General features: G+C 70.0%; 16 protein-coding genes. 1 reads left to right on the forward strand and 15 read right to left on the reverse strand.

The window, feature by feature from the left end; all coding sequences use genetic code 11:
- The 7 genes from AB0H88_RS46115 to AB0H88_RS46145 all read right to left on the reverse strand — a co-directional run bounded on the left by AB0H88_RS46115 (window position 1) and on the right by AB0H88_RS46145 (window position 6,945).
- Complete coding sequence (locus tag AB0H88_RS46115) at window positions 1-981, reverse strand: hypothetical protein (protein WP_357655612.1); 981 nt, start codon at window positions 979-981, stop codon at window positions 1-3.
- Window positions 969-2,252, reverse strand: a complete 1,284-nt coding sequence (locus AB0H88_RS46120) for a DUF4910 domain-containing protein (protein WP_357655614.1) — start codon at window positions 2,250-2,252, stop codon at window positions 969-971. Before AB0H88_RS46120 ends, AB0H88_RS46115 begins: the two co-directional genes overlap by 13 nt.
- Before the next feature lie 50 nt (window positions 2,253-2,302).
- On the reverse strand, window positions 2,303-3,325 hold the full coding sequence (locus AB0H88_RS46125; RefSeq protein ID WP_357655616.1) for an NAD(P)-dependent oxidoreductase: 1,023 nt from the start codon (window positions 3,323-3,325) through the stop codon (window positions 2,303-2,305).
- A 6-nt stretch (window positions 3,326-3,331) separates the two neighbouring features.
- Window positions 3,332-3,982, reverse strand: coding sequence for a PIG-L family deacetylase (locus AB0H88_RS46130; protein ID WP_357655618.1), 651 nt, complete (start codon window positions 3,980-3,982; stop codon window positions 3,332-3,334).
- The gene (locus AB0H88_RS46135; RefSeq protein WP_357655621.1) at window positions 3,979-4,752 is read right to left on the reverse strand and encodes a sugar phosphate nucleotidyltransferase; all 774 of its coding nucleotides are present in this window, start codon (window positions 4,750-4,752) and stop codon (window positions 3,979-3,981) included. Before AB0H88_RS46135 ends, AB0H88_RS46130 begins: the two co-directional genes overlap by 4 nt.
- A complete protein-coding gene (locus AB0H88_RS46140) occupies window positions 4,749-5,966 on the reverse strand; it encodes a class I SAM-dependent methyltransferase (RefSeq protein WP_357655623.1) in 1,218 nt (405 codons plus the stop codon). Before AB0H88_RS46140 ends, AB0H88_RS46135 begins: the two co-directional genes overlap by 4 nt.
- A gap of 61 nt (window positions 5,967-6,027) precedes the next feature.
- Window positions 6,028-6,945, reverse strand: a complete 918-nt coding sequence (locus tag AB0H88_RS46145; RefSeq protein ID WP_357655626.1) for a hypothetical protein — start codon at window positions 6,943-6,945, stop codon at window positions 6,028-6,030.
- 234 nt (window positions 6,946-7,179) lie between these two features.
- On the opposite strand from AB0H88_RS46145, the gene rfbC reads away from it, so the two are divergent.
- Window positions 7,180-7,788, forward strand: coding sequence for a dTDP-4-dehydrorhamnose 3,5-epimerase (rfbC, locus tag AB0H88_RS46150; RefSeq protein WP_357655627.1), 609 nt, complete (start codon window positions 7,180-7,182; stop codon window positions 7,786-7,788).
- Here rfbC and rfbD read toward each other — a convergent pair.
- From rfbD to AB0H88_RS46190, 8 genes are all read right to left on the reverse strand, one after another.
- Entirely contained in the window at window positions 7,708-8,604 is an 897-nt protein-coding gene (gene rfbD / locus AB0H88_RS46155; protein WP_357655629.1) for a dTDP-4-dehydrorhamnose reductase, read from the reverse strand. The two genes, rfbC and rfbD, sit on opposite strands and share 81 nt — an antisense overlap.
- Window positions 8,601-9,545, reverse strand: a complete 945-nt coding sequence (locus AB0H88_RS46160; RefSeq protein ID WP_357655631.1) for an endonuclease/exonuclease/phosphatase family protein — start codon at window positions 9,543-9,545, stop codon at window positions 8,601-8,603. Before AB0H88_RS46160 ends, rfbD begins: the two co-directional genes overlap by 4 nt.
- On the reverse strand, window positions 9,546-10,478 hold the full coding sequence (gene rfbB, locus AB0H88_RS46165; protein ID WP_357655633.1) for a dTDP-glucose 4,6-dehydratase: 933 nt from the start codon (window positions 10,476-10,478) through the stop codon (window positions 9,546-9,548).
- Window positions 10,475-11,542: a glucose-1-phosphate thymidylyltransferase gene (locus AB0H88_RS46170; protein WP_357655635.1), complete on the reverse strand. Its 1,068-nt coding sequence runs from the start codon at window positions 11,540-11,542 to the stop codon at window positions 10,475-10,477. Before AB0H88_RS46170 ends, rfbB begins: the two co-directional genes overlap by 4 nt.
- 2 nt (window positions 11,543-11,544) lie before the next feature.
- Window positions 11,545-12,999, reverse strand: a complete 1,455-nt coding sequence (locus AB0H88_RS46175; RefSeq protein WP_357655638.1) for a sugar transferase — start codon at window positions 12,997-12,999, stop codon at window positions 11,545-11,547.
- Window positions 13,000-13,267: 268 nt separating this feature from the next.
- Window positions 13,268-13,618: a hypothetical protein gene (locus tag AB0H88_RS46180; RefSeq protein WP_225298795.1), complete on the reverse strand. Its 351-nt coding sequence runs from the start codon at window positions 13,616-13,618 to the stop codon at window positions 13,268-13,270.
- Between the two features lie 101 nt (window positions 13,619-13,719).
- On the reverse strand, window positions 13,720-14,367 hold the full coding sequence (locus tag AB0H88_RS46185) for a GntR family transcriptional regulator (RefSeq protein WP_357655640.1): 648 nt from the start codon (window positions 14,365-14,367) through the stop codon (window positions 13,720-13,722).
- On the reverse strand, window positions 14,364-15,542 hold the full coding sequence (locus tag AB0H88_RS46190) for an EamA family transporter (RefSeq protein WP_357655643.1): 1,179 nt from the start codon (window positions 15,540-15,542) through the stop codon (window positions 14,364-14,366). The genes AB0H88_RS46185 and AB0H88_RS46190 overlap by 4 nt, the downstream gene beginning before the upstream one ends.
- Window positions 15,543-15,558 lie beyond the last annotated feature (16 nt).

Raw genomic sequence — 15,558 nt, forward strand, 5'->3', positions numbered from 1 at the left:
TCACTCACTGTCCAGCACCCGTTCGAGCCAGATCTCGCGCCAGAAGGGGAAGAACTCGCGGGGGCAGTTCAGCGAGTGGACGCCCTCGCACACCACGTCCTGCAGCACGATGCAGGGCGTCTTCATCTCCAGCATCCGTCCCGTGGGCTCGTCGATGCAGCGGTCCACCCGGGCGCGCACCCGCGCGGTCCGGCCGCAGTGGCGGGCCAGCTCGGCGTCGAAGTTCATGCCGCGGTTGGACAGGTCCTCGTTGACGGTGGCCAGGATCTCCTGCTTGGACCGTACGCGGACCAGCTCGCCCGGCTGGAGGTCGAGCGTCTGGACCGGCGTGCGGCCCCTGATCTCGCCCTTCATCGTGCCCCACGGCCGGCCGCCCTTGACGCGCAACGCAGGGGGCAGCTTTCTCCTGGTCAGGTGCTGGAACCGGTTGTACAGCCCGATTCCGGTGGCCTTCAGGGTCCTGAGCACGCCGACGTTCCGCGTCCGTACGTCCGCCACGAACTGCCCCAGATCGGCCATCGGCAGCGGTACGGGCGCCGCTCGCAGCAGTTCGGTCGCCTGGCAGGAGTAGCGTTCGGTGCCGTCCTCGCCCGGCGGCTTGCGGCTGTTGATCTCCAGCAGCGGCAGCAGCCGGGAGTCCGGCACGGCGTTCGGGGGCAGCTCGTCCGCCGCGACGCGCTTGATCCACGCCTGTTTCCAGTACATGGAGCAGGCCGTCTGGCAGCCGCCGTGCGCCGAGCCGTCGCACCGCGCGCCGAGCAGGTGCACGGCGCTGTCCATGCGCCGCAGGCCCGTCTTGGTCAGCGTGTCGCACAGTTTGTGCGCCACCTTGTGCACGGTGAGGCGCTGACCGCAGAACTTCAGCATCTCCGGCATGAACGGCAGGCCGTCCAGCTCACCGCGCTCGTCCAGCGTGGCCAGGATCTCGGCCTCGCTGCGGATCTCCACCAGGTCGCCGACCCGCAGGGTCATGCTTTCCATTCCCTCACCAACTCCGCGTCTTCGAGGCTCGCCGCCGCATCTGCCACCGCCTGGAACGGGAGGCCGGCCCGTTCCGCGATGTCCAGCAGCGAGTGCGTGCCGTCCGAGAGGTTCAGCACCCAGAGCATGGCCATCTGGGCCTGCTTGGTGTCGCTCCTGCCGCCGAGCGCCCCGTACAGGCCGCGCCGGCCCAGTTGCGGCTCGCCGTAGGGGCTGAGGTTCTCCAGGCGCCGGTCTCCCTCCAGCACCCGGGTCACCTCCCAGCAGGTCTCCAGGGTGTCCGCCAGTGACTCGGGCAGCACGAACGCCGGGTCGTCCCCCGAGGTGTGGTACTCCGGATAGCCCGCGTACGTCGATCTGGTCAGGCAGCCGACGGGCAGGTCGAAGCCGGGCGAGCAGTACTGCCGCTCGTCGTAGCCGTACGGGGAGAAGTCGAGCGTGCGGTGCGGGCGCCCGGAGGAGCGCAGCACGTGCCCCACCGCCCGGTCGATCTCCGTGTCGCCGCGCCTGCTCCGCTTGTACGTGAGCGCGCCGCCGTCCCCCGCGCACGCGAGCACCAGCCCGTGCCTGACCCGCTCGACCGCGTCCCGGTTGCGGGCGAGCCAGGTAATCGACCCGATCGTGCCGGGCGCGAACAGGAAGCGGTAGGTGTAGCGCGGCGAGGCCGCCGCCAGCCGCCGGGCCAGTTGGACGGCCACCGCGATGCCCGCCAGGTTGTCGTTGGCCAGTGACGGGTGGCAGGTGTGGCAGGAGATCAGCACCTCCTCGCTCGTGCGGCCGGGCACGACGTGCTCGGCGTACGTGAGGTGGCCGTCCGCCAGCGTGGAGTCCACCACGACCTCGTACTCGCCCTCCCGGAGGCCCTCCAGCCTCTCGTGGCGCAGGCAGAACCCCCAGTCCTCGGCGTAGTAGCTCGTCCGGTAGGGGATGAGCCCCGGCTGGTCCGGCAGTGTGTGCAGGTGGCCGCGGAGCTCGGCCAGCGGCATCCGGGCCGACACCGGCACGCTGTAGCCGACCACGTGCAGGTTGGACTCGGCGAAGTCGACGACCTTGGCGCCCGTGGGGTCCTTGACGTAGGCGTCGCGGATGTTCCACTCCTTGGGCACGTTCCAGTCGAGCACCTGCGTGCCGGTGGGCACCTCGTGCACGTTCAGCGCGATGTGCTCGCCGACGATCTCCAGGGTGCGGCGGACGCCGTCTCCCGTGATGCTCCGGCACAGCGGGTAGAGACGCTCCACCAGCTGGTGCATCTCCTTTCCGAGACCGGTCACGGGGGCATCCTTTTCGAGGCCGGTCACGAGGGCATCCTTTTCGAGGCCGGTCACGAGGGCATCAGCCGCTCGTCGACCGTTCCCGCGGCCTGCCGGTCCGACAGGCGGGCCAGGCGGGTGAAGCGGCGCTCGAAGCCTTCCCTGGTCAGCCCGTGCCGCCGGTAGGCGTCGATGAGTTCGAGCGCGCCCTCCTTCACCGAGCGGCGCGCCTCGTATCCGGGCAGCGCCGCACGGATCCGCGAGAAGTCGACCCGGTAGGAGCGCGGATCGGCGCCCGTCTCCCCCGTGATGGCCAGCGTGGCGCCGGGCACCGCCTCCACCACGGTCGCCGCGATCCCGGCCACGGTGACGTTGTTCTGCTCGGTGCCGACGTTGAACGCCTCGGCGTGTACGGCCTCGCGCGGCGCGGTCAGGGCGGCGGCGAACGCGTCCGCGATGTCCAGGGCGTGCACCAGGGGCCGCCACGGCGTGCCGTCGGACAGCACACGTACCTCTCCGGACAGATGCGCGTGCCCCACCAGGTTGTTGAGCACGATGTCCGCGCGCAGCCGGGGCGAGAAGCCGAAGGCCGTGGCGTTGCGCAGGAAGACCGGCGTGAAGTCGGCGTCGGCCATCTTCAGCACCTCGTCCTCCACGCGCACCTTGGACTCGGCGTAGGGGGTCACGGGACGCAGGGGCGCCTCCTCCGTGACCAGGTCGTCCCCGCCGGCGGCTCCGTAGACCGAGCAGGTGGAGGCGTACAGGAAGCGCCGCACCCCCGCCTCGCGGGCCAGCCGGGCCAGCCGTACGGAGGCGTGGTAGTTGATGTCGTAGGTCAGCTCGGGCGCCAGCGAGCCGAGCGGGTCGTTGGAGAGTGCGGCCAGGTGCACGACCGCGTCGAATCCGGCCAGCGCCTCGGCCGGGACCTCGCGCAGGTCCAGGGCGAGCCCTTGGGGGTCGTCGGGGTGTGGTCCGAGGACGCAGTCGGCGAACAGCCCCGAGTCGAGGCCGGTCACCTCGTGTCCCGCTCCGGCGAGTACGGGGGACATGACGGTGCCCAGGTAGCCCTGGTGTCCGGTCAGCAGTACACGCATATCCGGCTAGCCTCCTGCGAGGTCGAGAGTCAGCTTGCGGGTGTGGAAGGCTTCGGCGTACCTGTCGCCGCACTCGATGCCGCGGATGCGGGCGAGCCCGAGGAAGGCTTCGTCGTCGAACCAGGGACGCCGGAGTTGCGAGGGGTAGTGCCGCCGCAGCAGGGCGACCTTCTCCGCCGCCACCTCCGGCCGCAGCGGCTGGTAGGCGGCGGGGCGGCCGAGGTCGCCGTCCCACTTGACGATCTCGTAGCCGAGCGTCAGGTGGTCGCGGAAGGCCGTGGGTACGAGTTCGGCCAGGCCCCGGTGGTCCTGGTGGGCGTCTCCGGGGTGCGGACCGAGGATCAGGTCGGGATCGGTCCTGGCCCGCAGCAGCTCCAGCGCCTCCTTGGCCTGCTCCCAGTGCGCGGGCAGCCGGCCGTCGGGCAGCTTGAGCACGCTCAGCCGCAGGTCGGCCCCGGGGCAGAAGGCGGTGAGCGCCGCGTGCTCCTCCTCCTCGCGCTCGGTGCCCCCGCCGGACAGGACCAGCGCGTCGACCTGGAGACCGGGCCGGCCCGCGCAGAGGGTGAGCAGCGTGCCGCCCGCCCCGATGGCGATGTCGTCGCAGTGCGCGCCCAGCGCGACGATCCGGCCCAGCCGGGTGGCCGTCAGCCGGATCATGCCTCCCACAGCGCCCAGGGCCTGTCGCCGCGCGAGTACGCCTCGTCCAGCTCGATCCGCTGGTTGACGGTGTCGGTCGGCCGCCAGTAGCCGCGGTGCCGGTAGGTCATGAGCCGGCCGCGCTTGGTCAGCTCCACGCAACCATCCCCCACCAGATCCCCATTTTCCGGAATGTGATCGAAAATTTCCTGACGGAGCACGAAATATCCGCCGTTGACCCAGATCGGCATCTGGGTGACCGGCGCGATGTCCCTCGCCAGCCCGTCGTCGTCGATGTCGATGCAGTGGAAGGTGCCGGGCGGCGGCACGACCATCATGGACGCCCCCACGTCGGCGGCCGTGAAGCGGTCGACGATCTCCGGCAGCGGCGCGTCGGTGAGCACGTCGGCGTAGTTGGCCAGGAACACCTCCTCGCCGTCCAGATGGTCGCGGACGCGGCGTAACCGCTCGCCGATCGGCGACGTGACGCCGGTCTGCACGAAGGAGATCGACCAGTCCGAGATGTCCTGCGACAGCAGCTCCACCTCGCCGCCGCGCAGCCGGAAGTCGTTGGAGGCGGTCTCCTTGTAGTCCAGGAAGAACTCCGTGATGTGCTGGGCGCCGTAGCCGAGGCAGAGGATGAACTCGGTGTGCCCGAAGTGCGCGTAATAGCGCATCACATGCCAGATCAGCGGGCGGGGACCGACGAGCTGCATGGGCTTGGGGACCTCGCCGGCGGCTCCGGTGCGCATCCGCGTGCCGTACCCACCGCAGAAGAGCACGACCTTCATGGCACGATCTCCAGACTCGGGATGGGAAAGACCAGCTGACCGCCCCACTCGCGGACGTAGGAGAGCTGTTCGGTGAGTTCCTCTCGCAGGTTCCACGGGAGCACCAGGACATAGTCCGGCCGGTCCTCGGCCAGGCGCTCGGGCGGCAGGATGGGGATCCGGGTGCCCGGCGTGAACCTGCCGTGCTTGTACGGATTGCGGTCCACCGTGTACGCCAGCAGGTCCTCGCGGATGCCGCAGTGGTTGAGCAGCGTGTTGCCCTTCCCCGGAGCGCCGTAGCCGGCCACGGTCTTGCCCGCCTCGGCCGCGTCGATGAGGAAGCGGAGCAGGTCGCGGCGGACCTTGGCCACCCGGGCGGCGAACTCCGCGTACCCGGCCAGCTCGTCGAGCCCGGCCCCCTTCTCCCTGGCCAGCACGTCGGCCACCCGCTCGGTGGGCTCGCCGCCCGCCTCCTCGGGCCGGGCCCAGAGCCGGATCGAGCCGCCGTGCGTCGGCAGCAGCTCCACGTCGACCAGCGCCAGGCCACCGGTGGCCAGCGCCCGCCGCGCGGAGGCGACCGTGTAGTACTGGAAGTGCTCGTGGTAGATCGTGTCGTACTGGTTCAGCTCCACGAGCGTGAGCAGGTGCTGCACCTCGATGGAGACCCACCCGTCGTCGGCCACGAGCGCGCGCAGCCCTCGGGTGAAGCCGACGACGTCGGGGATGTGCGCGTACACGTTGTTGGCCACGACCAGATCGGCCGGCCCGTGCTCGGCGCGGACCGCCGCCCCGGTCTCCGGGTCGAGGAAGGCCGTACGGGTGGCGATGCCCTTGTCCCTGGCCGCCTGGCCCACGTTGGCCGAGGGCTCGATGCCCAGGCAGCGCACCCCTCGTTCCGCCACGTGTTGCAGCAGGTACCCGTCGTTGCTGGCCACCTCGACCACGAAGCCCGGCGCGAACCGGTCCACGGCCGCCGCCACGAACTCCCGGGCGTGCTCCACCCAGGAGGTGGAGAAGGAGGAGAAGTACGCGTACTCCGTGAACGTCTCCTCCGGCTGGATCAGCGGCGGTATCTGGGCGAGCCAGCAGCTCGTGCAGACCCGCAGGTGCAGGGGGTAGGTGAGCTCGGGCTCGTCGAGACGCTCCCGGGTGAGGAACAGCTCGCAGGGCGGCGTGGCACCGAGATCGACCACGCTCGCCAGTTCGCTCGAGCCGCAGAGCCGGCAGACGGTCACCGGCCTCGGCCTCTTCCGCGCTGTAACCAACGAGCCATGGTCCCCTCCCGATGTGTGAGATTCAGTACGAACTACCGCTGGCTCGCTCCACGTGAGCCACGGCCTCCTTCTCGTACTCCGCCGACAGCTCCTCCGGGATGCGCGCCAGGTCCCCGGCGCGCATGAAGTCGCGCAGAGTGGTGCCCAGGCACGCCGCGTCCACGTTGGGCGCGCCCTTGCGCGATCTGACGTCGTCGATGTGCACGGTGCGGAAGTCGATGCTGAAGCGCGTCACGCCCGAGGTGTTGCGCACGGTCGAGTGCAGCTGGGCGCCCGAGAACAGGAGCACCCCGCCCGGCTCCATGACGAACCTGAGCTCGCCGGACAGGTCCAGGTCCTCTTCCGGCTTCGGCTGCTCGCGCGTGTCGCTGTAGATGTGCTGGGCGGCCGACGGGCGCTCCGTCCTGACCCACGAGGCGTAGTCGTAGCGGCCGCTGCCGTTGCGCACGGCCTGGGTGAAGTACTCCGGGTGCAGGGCGAAGACGTTCTCCGGCACCACGTCGTAGACGGGGATCCACCAGTTCACCTGGTTGAACGGCGCCGAGTACCAGCAGTCGCGGTGGGCGTGGTAGGCGTAGGAGATGCCCGAGTCGAGATAGCCGTCGGAGGTCGAGGTCCGCAGCCGCGGCACGTCGAAGTAGGTCTCGTCCGGTGCGAACCCCAGCTCGTCCAGCAGGACGGCGATGAGCTCCTTGCACCTCGGATGATGGATGAAGCGCGGCTTGACGTCGGCCAGCAGCGCGGCGAACCGCTCGACCGGCATGCTGTGCTGGGCGGTGGTGGGATCCGTGCCGCCGAAGGTCTCGGCGACCAGTTCGCGGGCCAAGGACACGAGCTCGCGGGACGCGGGCGAGGCCGTATAGACGAAGACGTCGCCCTGGAAGATCCTCTCGCGTCGTGCCTGGTCGTTCATCGTGCTGCCGCTGAATACCGTGGTCATCTGGACTAGCCCCCTACACGTGCGTGGTGCGAGTCGAACCGATCTCCCCTCGTAGGTCTTGCCAGGCCGTGCGTGGGGCGGGATGGGTTGCTGGCTCCCGGAAACGTACTGATGGGGATGGTGATCCTGACCCCGCTCAGGAGCACATGCCTCAATCAACTGGCATTTCGCGACTGCCATCTCACGCGTTACACACCCTGGTGGGAACGTTCCTGCTATGTCAGGATCCGGCTCATGGATCCCCTCGGTTTCGACGGCGCCTGGCTGTTCAGCCCGCGTATCCACAAGGACGGGCGCGGGCAGTTCCTGGAGTGGTTCAGGAGCGACGAACTCGACCGCCCACTGGACCTCGCCCAGGCCAACTGCTCGGTCTCGGCCAGGGGCGTGCTGCGCGGCCTGCACTACGCGGACGTGCCGCCCGGTCAGGCCAAGTACGTCACCTGCGTCTCCGGCAGCGTCCTCGACGTCGCGGTGGACCTCAGAACCGGCTCGCCCACCTTCGGCCAGTGGACGGCGGTCCAGCTGGACGATGTCTCGCGGCAGGCGGTCTACCTGGCCGAAGGGCTCGGCCACGCCTTCTTCACGCTCAGCGAGTCGGCCACCGTGATCTACCTGTGCTCCACCTCGTACGCCCCGCAACGCGAGCACGGCGTCCACCCGCTGGACCCGGCCCTCGGCATCGTCTGGCCGGAGGGCATCGAGCCGATCCTCTCGGACATGGACGCCGCGGCACCCACGCTGGCGGAAGCGGCCGAACACGGTCTACTCCCCTCCTACGCCGACTGCCTGGCCCACTACGCGAGCGCCCCAGGGCCCCAGCAGAGCCGGCCAGGCCGCGTGTAGGGCGATGGACCACTCACGCATCGGCGGCAGCCCGGCGGCCTGCCAGTTCCCGTGCGCCAGCACGCTGTTGGCGGGGCGTGGGGCGGGCCGGCGCAGGGCCGTGCTCGGGATGGGCTCTACCCGGCCTGGATCGGCCCCGAGCAGGGAGAAGAGCTCTCTCGCGTAGTCGTACCAGCTCGTCCGCCCGGCGCTCGTGCCGTGGTAGACGCCGGGCGGGGCGTCCGCCCGGCCGAGCCGGACGATCCGCTCGGCCAGGTCGCCGGTCCAGGTGGGCTGGCCGAACTGGTCGTCGACCACGGAGACGGTCGGCCGGGAGGCTTCGAGGCCGACCATCGTGCGGGCGAAGCTGCGGCCGTGGGCGCCGTAGAGCCAGGCCGTACGCACCACGTGGTGGCCGTACTCGAGGGCCGCGTGCTCGCCTGCGAGCTTGGTCCTGCCGTAGGCGTTGATGGGCCCCGTCGGGGCGCCCTCCCCGTACGGCCCGGCCCCGGCGCCGTCGAAGACGTAGTCGGTGGACAGCTGGATCAGCCGGGCGCCCAGGTCGGCGGCGACCCGGGCGAGCACGGACACGGCCGTCCCGTTGATCGCCAGGGCCTCCTCCTCGCGCGTCTCGGCGTCGTCGACGGCCGTCCACGCGGCGCAGTTGACCACCACGTCGGGCCTGGCCGCGCGCAGCGCCCAGGCGACGGCGCCCGCGTCGCACAGATCCAGCTCGGACCGGGTGAACGGGCGGACCCGCATCCCCGGCGTCGTCCGCAGCAGCTCCGTCAGGTCGGTGCCGAGCATGCCGCCCGCACCGGTGATCACCCACCTCATGCGCGCCGCCTCAGCACCAGGTCGGTGACCGTTGCGCGATGGTCGGTCCGCGGGAGGGCGAGCGTCTCGAACGAGCGCACGGCCACCCCCTCGGAGGCCAGCACGTGGTCGATGGCGACCTTGGGGACGAGGGCGGAGCGCCCGTAGTACGGCCAGGTCATGACGAGTCCCTTCCCGGTGACGGACGCGGCGTCCTGATAGCCGGTGGCGATCAGCTCCCGCAGCACCGCGTGGTCGAGCGTGGAGTTGAAGTCGCCGGCCAGGACCCGCGGCCGCTTCGCCACCGCCGGCGGCAGGACCCGGATGCTCTGCGCCCAGCACCCCGCCAGCCAGCCGCCGGCCGGCGCGCAGGCGTGCACGCCGACGACGTCCACCTCCGAACCGTCGGGCAGCGTGAGCCGGCCGCCGACGTGCTGCCACTGGCCGGCCGCGAAGCCGAGGCCCGGGCGCAGCGGGAAGCGCGAGTAGACGGCCGTGCCCAGCTGTTCCAGGTGATACGGCAACAGGGCGCGCAGACCGCCCCGGTCGAGGCGCGCCGCGAGGGCCGGGGTGAGCTCCTGCAGGGTGAGCACGTCGGGACGGCTCCGCTCGACCGCGCCGATCAGGCTCTCGGCGGGCACCGAGCCCACGCGCAGGTTCGCGGTCATCACCCGCAACGGCTGCCCTCCTGCCTCGGGGACACCCTTCGGCACCGCGCGCGGCAGCACCACCGAGGCAAGCAGCCCGCCCACCACCAGGGCGGCGTACGTGGCGGGCCGGTTGCGCAGCGCCAGAGCGAGTGCCAGCGGCACCAGCGAGCCCGCGGCGGCATAGGGGGTGAACGACACGAGCTGCGACCATCTGAGTTTGGGCTCCCATCCAGCCACGCGGAGCACCGCCCAGCCGGCGAACGGCGACAGCAGTGCCCAGAGCGCGGAGGTGAGCCAGGTGTTCTGCTTCAACTACCGGCTCGCCTTCCACCACGCCGCGTTGCTCGCGTACCAGCTGACGGTGTCCTTGAGGCCCTGCTCGAACGGGATCTCCGGACGGTAGCCGAGCGCGCGCAGCTTGCTGTCGTCGAGTGAGTAGCGGCGGTCGTGGCCTTTGCGGTCCTCGACGGGCTCGACCATGCTCCAGTCCCGGCCGCACGCCTCCAGCAATCGCTCGGTCAGCTCCCTGTTGGTCAGCTCGGCGGTGCCCGCGATGTGGTAGACCTCGCCCGGCGCGCCCTTCTCGGCCACCAGGCGGATGCCCGCGCAGTGGTCGGCGACGTGGATCCAGTCGCGGACGTTCCCGCCGTCGCCGTAGAGCGGGACCCGCTCACCGCGCAGCAGGTTCGTGACGAACAGCGGGATGACCTTCTCCGGATACTGCCTGGGGCCGTAGTTGTTGCCGCACCGGGTGATCGACACGTCGAGGCCGTACGTGATCGCGTACGCACGGGCGACCAGGTCGCCGCCCGCCTTCGACGCGGCGTACGGGGAGCGCGGCAGGATCGGCGCGGACTCCTCCCATGAGCCGTGGTCGATGGAGCCGTAGACCTCGTCGGTCGACACGTGCACCACCTTCGGGACCCCGGCCTCCAGGCACGCCTGGAGGAGCGTCTGGGTGCCGAGGACATTGGTGCGCGTGAACTCGGCCGGGCCGTCGATTGACCGGTCGACGTGCGACTCGGCGGCGAAGTTGACCACCAGGTCGTGGCCCGGCACCACCTCGCCGAGCAGTTCGGCGTCGCAGATGTCACCGTGGACGAAGGTGTGCGGCCGCCCTTCGAGGTTGGCCCGGTTGCCCGCGTACGTGAGCTTGTCGAGCACGGTCACGTCCGCGTCGCCCAGCCCGTGGACGAAGTGCGAGCCGATGAAGCCGGCCCCACCTGTCACCAGAATCCTTGTCATGAACTGATCTGCACCTTGCTGTGATCGCCCAGTACGAGGCGGTGGGCTTTGGGGGTGTCCGGAGCGGGGGTCACCTCGACGTCGTGGCCGATGAGCGAGGACTCGATCCGGCCGACGCCCTGGATGGAGGCTCGGGGCAGCACGATCGAGTATTCGATCTCGCTGCGGCCGATCGCGCAGTCGGCGCCGATCGAGGTGAACGGGCCGACATAGCTGTCCTGAACACGCGCGCCGGGGCCGATGATCACCGGGCCCACGACGCGCGAGCGTTCGACCACGGCGCCCGGCTCCACCACGACCCGCCCGATCAGCTCGCTGGCCTGGTCCACCAGGCCGCTCACCCGCCGGTCGAGCGACTCCAGCACGAGCCTGTTCACCTCCAGCATGTCGGTGACGTTGCCGGTGTCCTTCCAGTAGCCGGAGATCACTGAGGACTCCACGCGCAGCCCCGCCTCGATCAGCCACTGGATGGCGTCGGTGATCTCCAGCTCGCCGCGTCCCGACGGCTTGAGCTCGGCCACGGCGGCGTGGATGGCCGGGCTGAAGAGGTAGACGCCGACCAGCGCGAGATCGCTCTTGGGCCGGTCGGGTTTCTCCTCCAGGCCGACCACCCGGCCGGCGACGTCGAGCTCGGCGACCCCGAACTGGCGCGGATCGCCGACCCTGGTGAGCATGATCTGGGCGGTGGGCCGCTCCCTGGCGAACCGGTCCACCAGGCCGTTGATGCCGCCCACGATGAAGTTGTCGCCCAGGTACATGACGAAGTCGTCGTCACCGAGGAAGTCGCGGGCGATCAGCACGCCGTGAGCCAGGCCCAGCGGCGCCTCCTGGCGCAGGTAGGTCACCTGCAGCCCGAACGCGGAGCCGTCGCCGACGGCCGCCTCGATCTCGGCGTGCGTGTCACCGACGACCAGTCCGAGCTCCCTGATCCCCGCCTCCGCGATCGCCTCCAGGCCGTAGAACAGCACCGGCTTGTTGGCGACGGGCACGAGTTGCTTGGCCGAGGTGTGGGTGATGGGCCGTAGCCGGGTGCCCGACCCTCCGGCCAGCACGAGTGCTTTCACCGCTAGTAGGCCCCTTCTCCACGGGTGACGACGGACCAGGTCTTCCAGAGGATCTGCAGGTCGAGGATGAGGGACCAGTTCTCCACGTACCTCAGGTCGAGGCGTACGGACTCCTCCCAGCTCAGGTTCGAGCGGCCGCTGACCTGCCAGAGCCCCGTCATGCCCGGCTTGACGACCAGGCGGCGGCGGACGTCGCTGCCGTACTTGGCGACCTCCTCCGGGAGCGGTGGCCGGGGGCCGACGAGCGACATGTCGCCGCGCATGACATTGACCAGTTGGGGGAGCTCGTCCAGCGAGTATTTGCGGAGGAAAGCGCCTACCGGAGTGATCCTTGGATCGTTCCTAATTTTGAAGAGCACCCCGTCCAGTTCGTTGGCATCGAGGAGTGCGCCTCTGAGCTTCTCGGCGTCCTCCACCATGGTCCGAAATTTCAAGACACGGAACTCTTTGCCGCGTTTGCCGACCCTGATCTGGCTGAACAGCGCGGGGCCCGGACTGGTGAGGCGGATCAGCAGCACGATCGCCAGCAGCGGCACGGCCATGAGCACCAACGCGGCTCCCGCTACGAGCCGGTCGAAGATGGTCTTGACGATCTGCCTGGCGCCGTCGAACTCGGGATGCTCCACGTGCAGGAGCGGCATCCCCGCCACCGGCCTGATGCTGATCCGCGGGCCGGCGACCTCCATGAGCGCGGGCGCGACGAACAGGTCGGTACGCGCGGTCTCCAGGCTCCACGCCAGCCGCCGAAGCGCCGACCCGTCGAACTCGGGGCAGGCCGTGACGGCGACCGCGTCGGCTCCCATCCGGTACACCACCTCGGCGACGTCACCGAACGAGCCCAGCACCGGGATGCCGTCGAGGTCGACGTCCATCCGGTCCGGCGGCAGGCAGGCGCCTACGACCCGCATGCCGTGGTACGGCTGACGACGGAACTGCATGACCAGGTCGAGAATGGATTCGCGATGGCCGACGGCGATGACCTCGCGCATGTAGTCGCCGACCACTCTCCGGCTGTGCAGCCGTTTTCGCATCCTGTAGCGGAAGTACAACGTGGACAGAAGCGCCAGCGGCAGCATCGCCATCACGAAACTGCGCGCCACGACGGTCTGCGTGGCGTAGGCGCCGATCGCGACCGCGGCCATCAACCCGGCGCCGCCGTTGAAGACGGCCCTGAACTCCTCAGTGCCCTCGCCGTGCGCGCGCTGCCGGTACGCGCCACCCATCGCCAGTGCGAAGGGCCAGGCGATGGTCAGGCCCACTCCGAGAACGAACTCGGCCAACGGAACGTACGCGCCGGACAAGAGGCGGATGCCCAGCACGCAGACGCACGCGACCAGCGCGCACGCCGTGTCGCCACCCCACAGAAGCCGTAAGTACGCACGCGTCCAGATACTTGACGCGTGACGTGGTACGGCCTCGAGGAGTACGACATCGGACTCCTCAGTCCCCACCCTCATAGCACCACCCTGAAATTCTGTGCACCGCAAGTACATGACGTTCCTTGAACCTCATGGGTTGACAAGTCCCCCATGCACAATCAAGGGCGGCGGCCCCCACTAAAGAGTAAAGATCCACTCCTGCATGGGAAATACCGTTAAATGTCCACAACCGGACGGAACTCAGGGCGGGAAAGGGTTGACGGAACGATCCAAAAGTGCTGATCGACACGTCGGCAAATGTGCGGTTTATGGCAACATTTCAGCTGGTTGCCGAAATATGACGCCGCTAGTCATATTCCAGATCCGGCAGTGCGGACGGCGGGTCGGGACTCCGCCAGACGACCACGACTCCGTCATGTGCCGACTCGGCGGCGATGTGCAACCGGTCGAGGTCGAAGTCGGGCAGATAGCGCAGACGCGCCAGAAACGTGGCGTCGGTGGCCGACCTGGGTACTACGCAGCCTTCGCCGTCGCGGTCGAGCAGGATATAGAGGACGTCCTCTCCTGACTCGGTCACCACACGGACCTCGACCACGTCCTCCCAGGCAAGGGCTTCGACGCTCCCGTCCGCATAGTGACGGGTCACGCCCTCTTCCGTGACGTACACGTAGGAGTCCGGCATCGGATTGCCGTGCATGGCCGCGATTCTTGCGACTTCTGGGGTCCCGACGCAAGAGTTCGCGATATTGGGTGCGGATCTCCATCGCGAGATCGGCTCGGCAGAGGGCCTGGAGGGGCTCAGGAGAGGCTCGGGAGAGGCCTTGCGTCGCCGCCCCACGCGTGGCTGAGGTGAGCGGCCACCGCGGCCCGCGCCGCCTCGGCGGGGCCGTCGGCGATCGCGTCGAGCAGCTCCCGGTGCTCGTGTACGAGCACGTCCCTGTCCTCGTAGACCTCGCGCAGGCGGACCAGGCCGAGCCGGGTCTCGGCGGCGAGCGCGCCGTAGAGCCGTTCGAGCCGCGGGCTGCCCACCGCCTCGATCAGTGCCTGGTGCAGCGCCATGTGCTCGGCCACCGACTCCGACCACGGCGCGTCGGCGGGCAGGGCGCTCATCCGGACCAGCGCCGCCTCCGCCTCCGGCACCCGCCGTCCCGCCACCGCCGCGGCCATCAGACCCTCCAGCGGCCGGCGTACGTACATGAGATCGTCGAGGTCGGCGATCGTTACCTCGGGGACATAGGCACTGCGATTGCGCTCACGCCTGAGCAGCCCTTCGTGCACCAGCACGGCCAGGGCCTCCCGGACCGTGGGCCTGGCCACCCCGTAGGTGGCGGCGAGCTCCTGCTCGGGCAGCGCGGTGCCCGGCCCGATCTCGCCGGAGAGCACCCTGCGGCGCAGCGCGTCGGCGAGCGCGCCGACCGCGGAGACGGGTCTGAACGGCAACGTCACGGCTGCGACTCTAACGCCTCATTGGGACACGCCGTTTCCCCCCGCGGCCCTCCGGCTCGCGCCTCTTCAGCCGCCGACCTCTCCGCAAGCGGCTTTTCGGCCGGCTGCTTTTCGGGGCGCTGCTTTTCGGGGCGCTGCTTTTCGGCCGGTGCCTCTTCAGACGCCAACCTTTCCGCAAGCGGCTTTTCGGTCGGCGGCTTTTCTGGTACGGCCACGACCACGAGGCTGATCGCCAGCAGGACGAGACCGGCGACGGACACCGGGGTCAGTCGTTCACCGAGCACCAGCAGCCCGAGCAGCGCGGCGACCGCCGGCTCGGCCAGGGCGAGTGTGGCGGCCGTGGCCACCGGTGTGGTGCGCAGTCCTCTGCCGTACAGGAAGTAAGAAAGAGCGGTGGCGCCGAGGCCGAGGTACAGGGCGGCGAGCAGCCCGCGCGGCTCGGCCAGCCACTCGGTGCCCCGCCAGAGCAGGATCGGCACCATGAGGACGGCGGCGCCGCCGAACATCACCCCCATGACCGCGTTCGACGACCCGCCCGTGCTGATCGCCCGAGCGGCGGTGACGGCGTAGAACGCGTAGAGCAGCCCGCCGAGCAGCGCGAACAGCACCCCGGACACCATCTGCCCACCCGCCTGCGCACCACCGCCCACGATCAGGGCGGCGCACCCGCAGACCGCGGCGGCGGTGGCCATGGCCCACCGCCGGCTCGGCCGCTCGCGGTGCAGCATCCAAGAGAGCAGCCCGGTGAAGACGGGCCCACTGCCGATCGCGACGACTGTGCCGATGGCCACGCCGGTGCGGGCGACCGCGGCGAAGAAGCACAACTGGTAGACGGCCACGGCAACGGCTGCGACCAGCAACCCGGGAGTCACCAGCAGCCTGGGCGTGACCCGCAGTCTGGTGACCGGCGACCTGGGCGTGAGCAGCGGGCTCCGCCCGGCTCGCGCTTCGGCTCGCGCTTCGGCTCGCGCTCCAGCTCCAGCTCCAGCTCCAGCTCCGGCTCCGGCTCCGGCTCCGGCTCCGGCGAACAGGCCGAACAGGGCGAGCGCCGTGCCGCCGATGACCAGCCGGGCGGCGGCCAAGGCGATCGAGTCGGCCGAGACGAGCAGCCCCGCCGTACCGGCCGTCCCCCAGAGCACGGAGGCACCGATGACGGCGAAAGGTCCGTTCTTCATGCCTGCCATTGTCAGA

Origin of the sequence: Nonomuraea sp. NPDC050680 (assembly GCF_040654555.1) — a bacterium.
GTDB lineage: Bacteria > Actinomycetota > Actinomycetes > Streptosporangiales > Streptosporangiaceae > Nonomuraea.

What these genes read in the sequence shown, in the direction of transcription:
- AB0H88_RS46115 (WP_357655612.1), bottom strand. Translation starts at nt 981, where the DNA reads ATGGAAAGCATGACCCTGCGGGTCGGCGACCTGGTGGAGATCCGCAGC.
- AB0H88_RS46175 (WP_357655638.1), bottom strand. Translation starts at nt 12,999, where the DNA reads ATGAGGGTGGGGACTGAGGAGTCCGATGTCGTACTCCTCGAGGCCGTA.
- AB0H88_RS46145 (WP_357655626.1), bottom strand. Translation starts at nt 6,945, where the DNA reads ATGACCACGGTATTCAGCGGCAGCACGATGAACGACCAGGCACGACGC.
- AB0H88_RS46180 (WP_225298795.1), bottom strand. Translation starts at nt 13,618, where the DNA reads ATGCACGGCAATCCGATGCCGGACTCCTACGTGTACGTCACGGAAGAG.
- rfbD (WP_357655629.1), bottom strand. Translation starts at nt 8,604, where the DNA reads ATGAGGTGGGTGATCACCGGTGCGGGCGGCATGCTCGGCACCGACCTG.
- AB0H88_RS46135 (WP_357655621.1), bottom strand. Translation starts at nt 4,752, where the DNA reads ATGAAGGTCGTGCTCTTCTGCGGTGGGTACGGCACGCGGATGCGCACC.
- AB0H88_RS46190 (WP_357655643.1), bottom strand. Translation starts at nt 15,542, where the DNA reads ATGAAGAACGGACCTTTCGCCGTCATCGGTGCCTCCGTGCTCTGGGGG.
- rfbB (WP_357655633.1), bottom strand. Translation starts at nt 10,478, where the DNA reads ATGACAAGGATTCTGGTGACAGGTGGGGCCGGCTTCATCGGCTCGCAC.
- AB0H88_RS46125 (WP_357655616.1), bottom strand. Translation starts at nt 3,325, where the DNA reads ATGCGTGTACTGCTGACCGGACACCAGGGCTACCTGGGCACCGTCATG.
- rfbC (WP_357655627.1), top strand. Translation starts at nt 7,180, where the DNA reads ATGGATCCCCTCGGTTTCGACGGCGCCTGGCTGTTCAGCCCGCGTATC.
- AB0H88_RS46130 (WP_357655618.1), bottom strand. Translation starts at nt 3,982, where the DNA reads ATGATCCGGCTGACGGCCACCCGGCTGGGCCGGATCGTCGCGCTGGGC.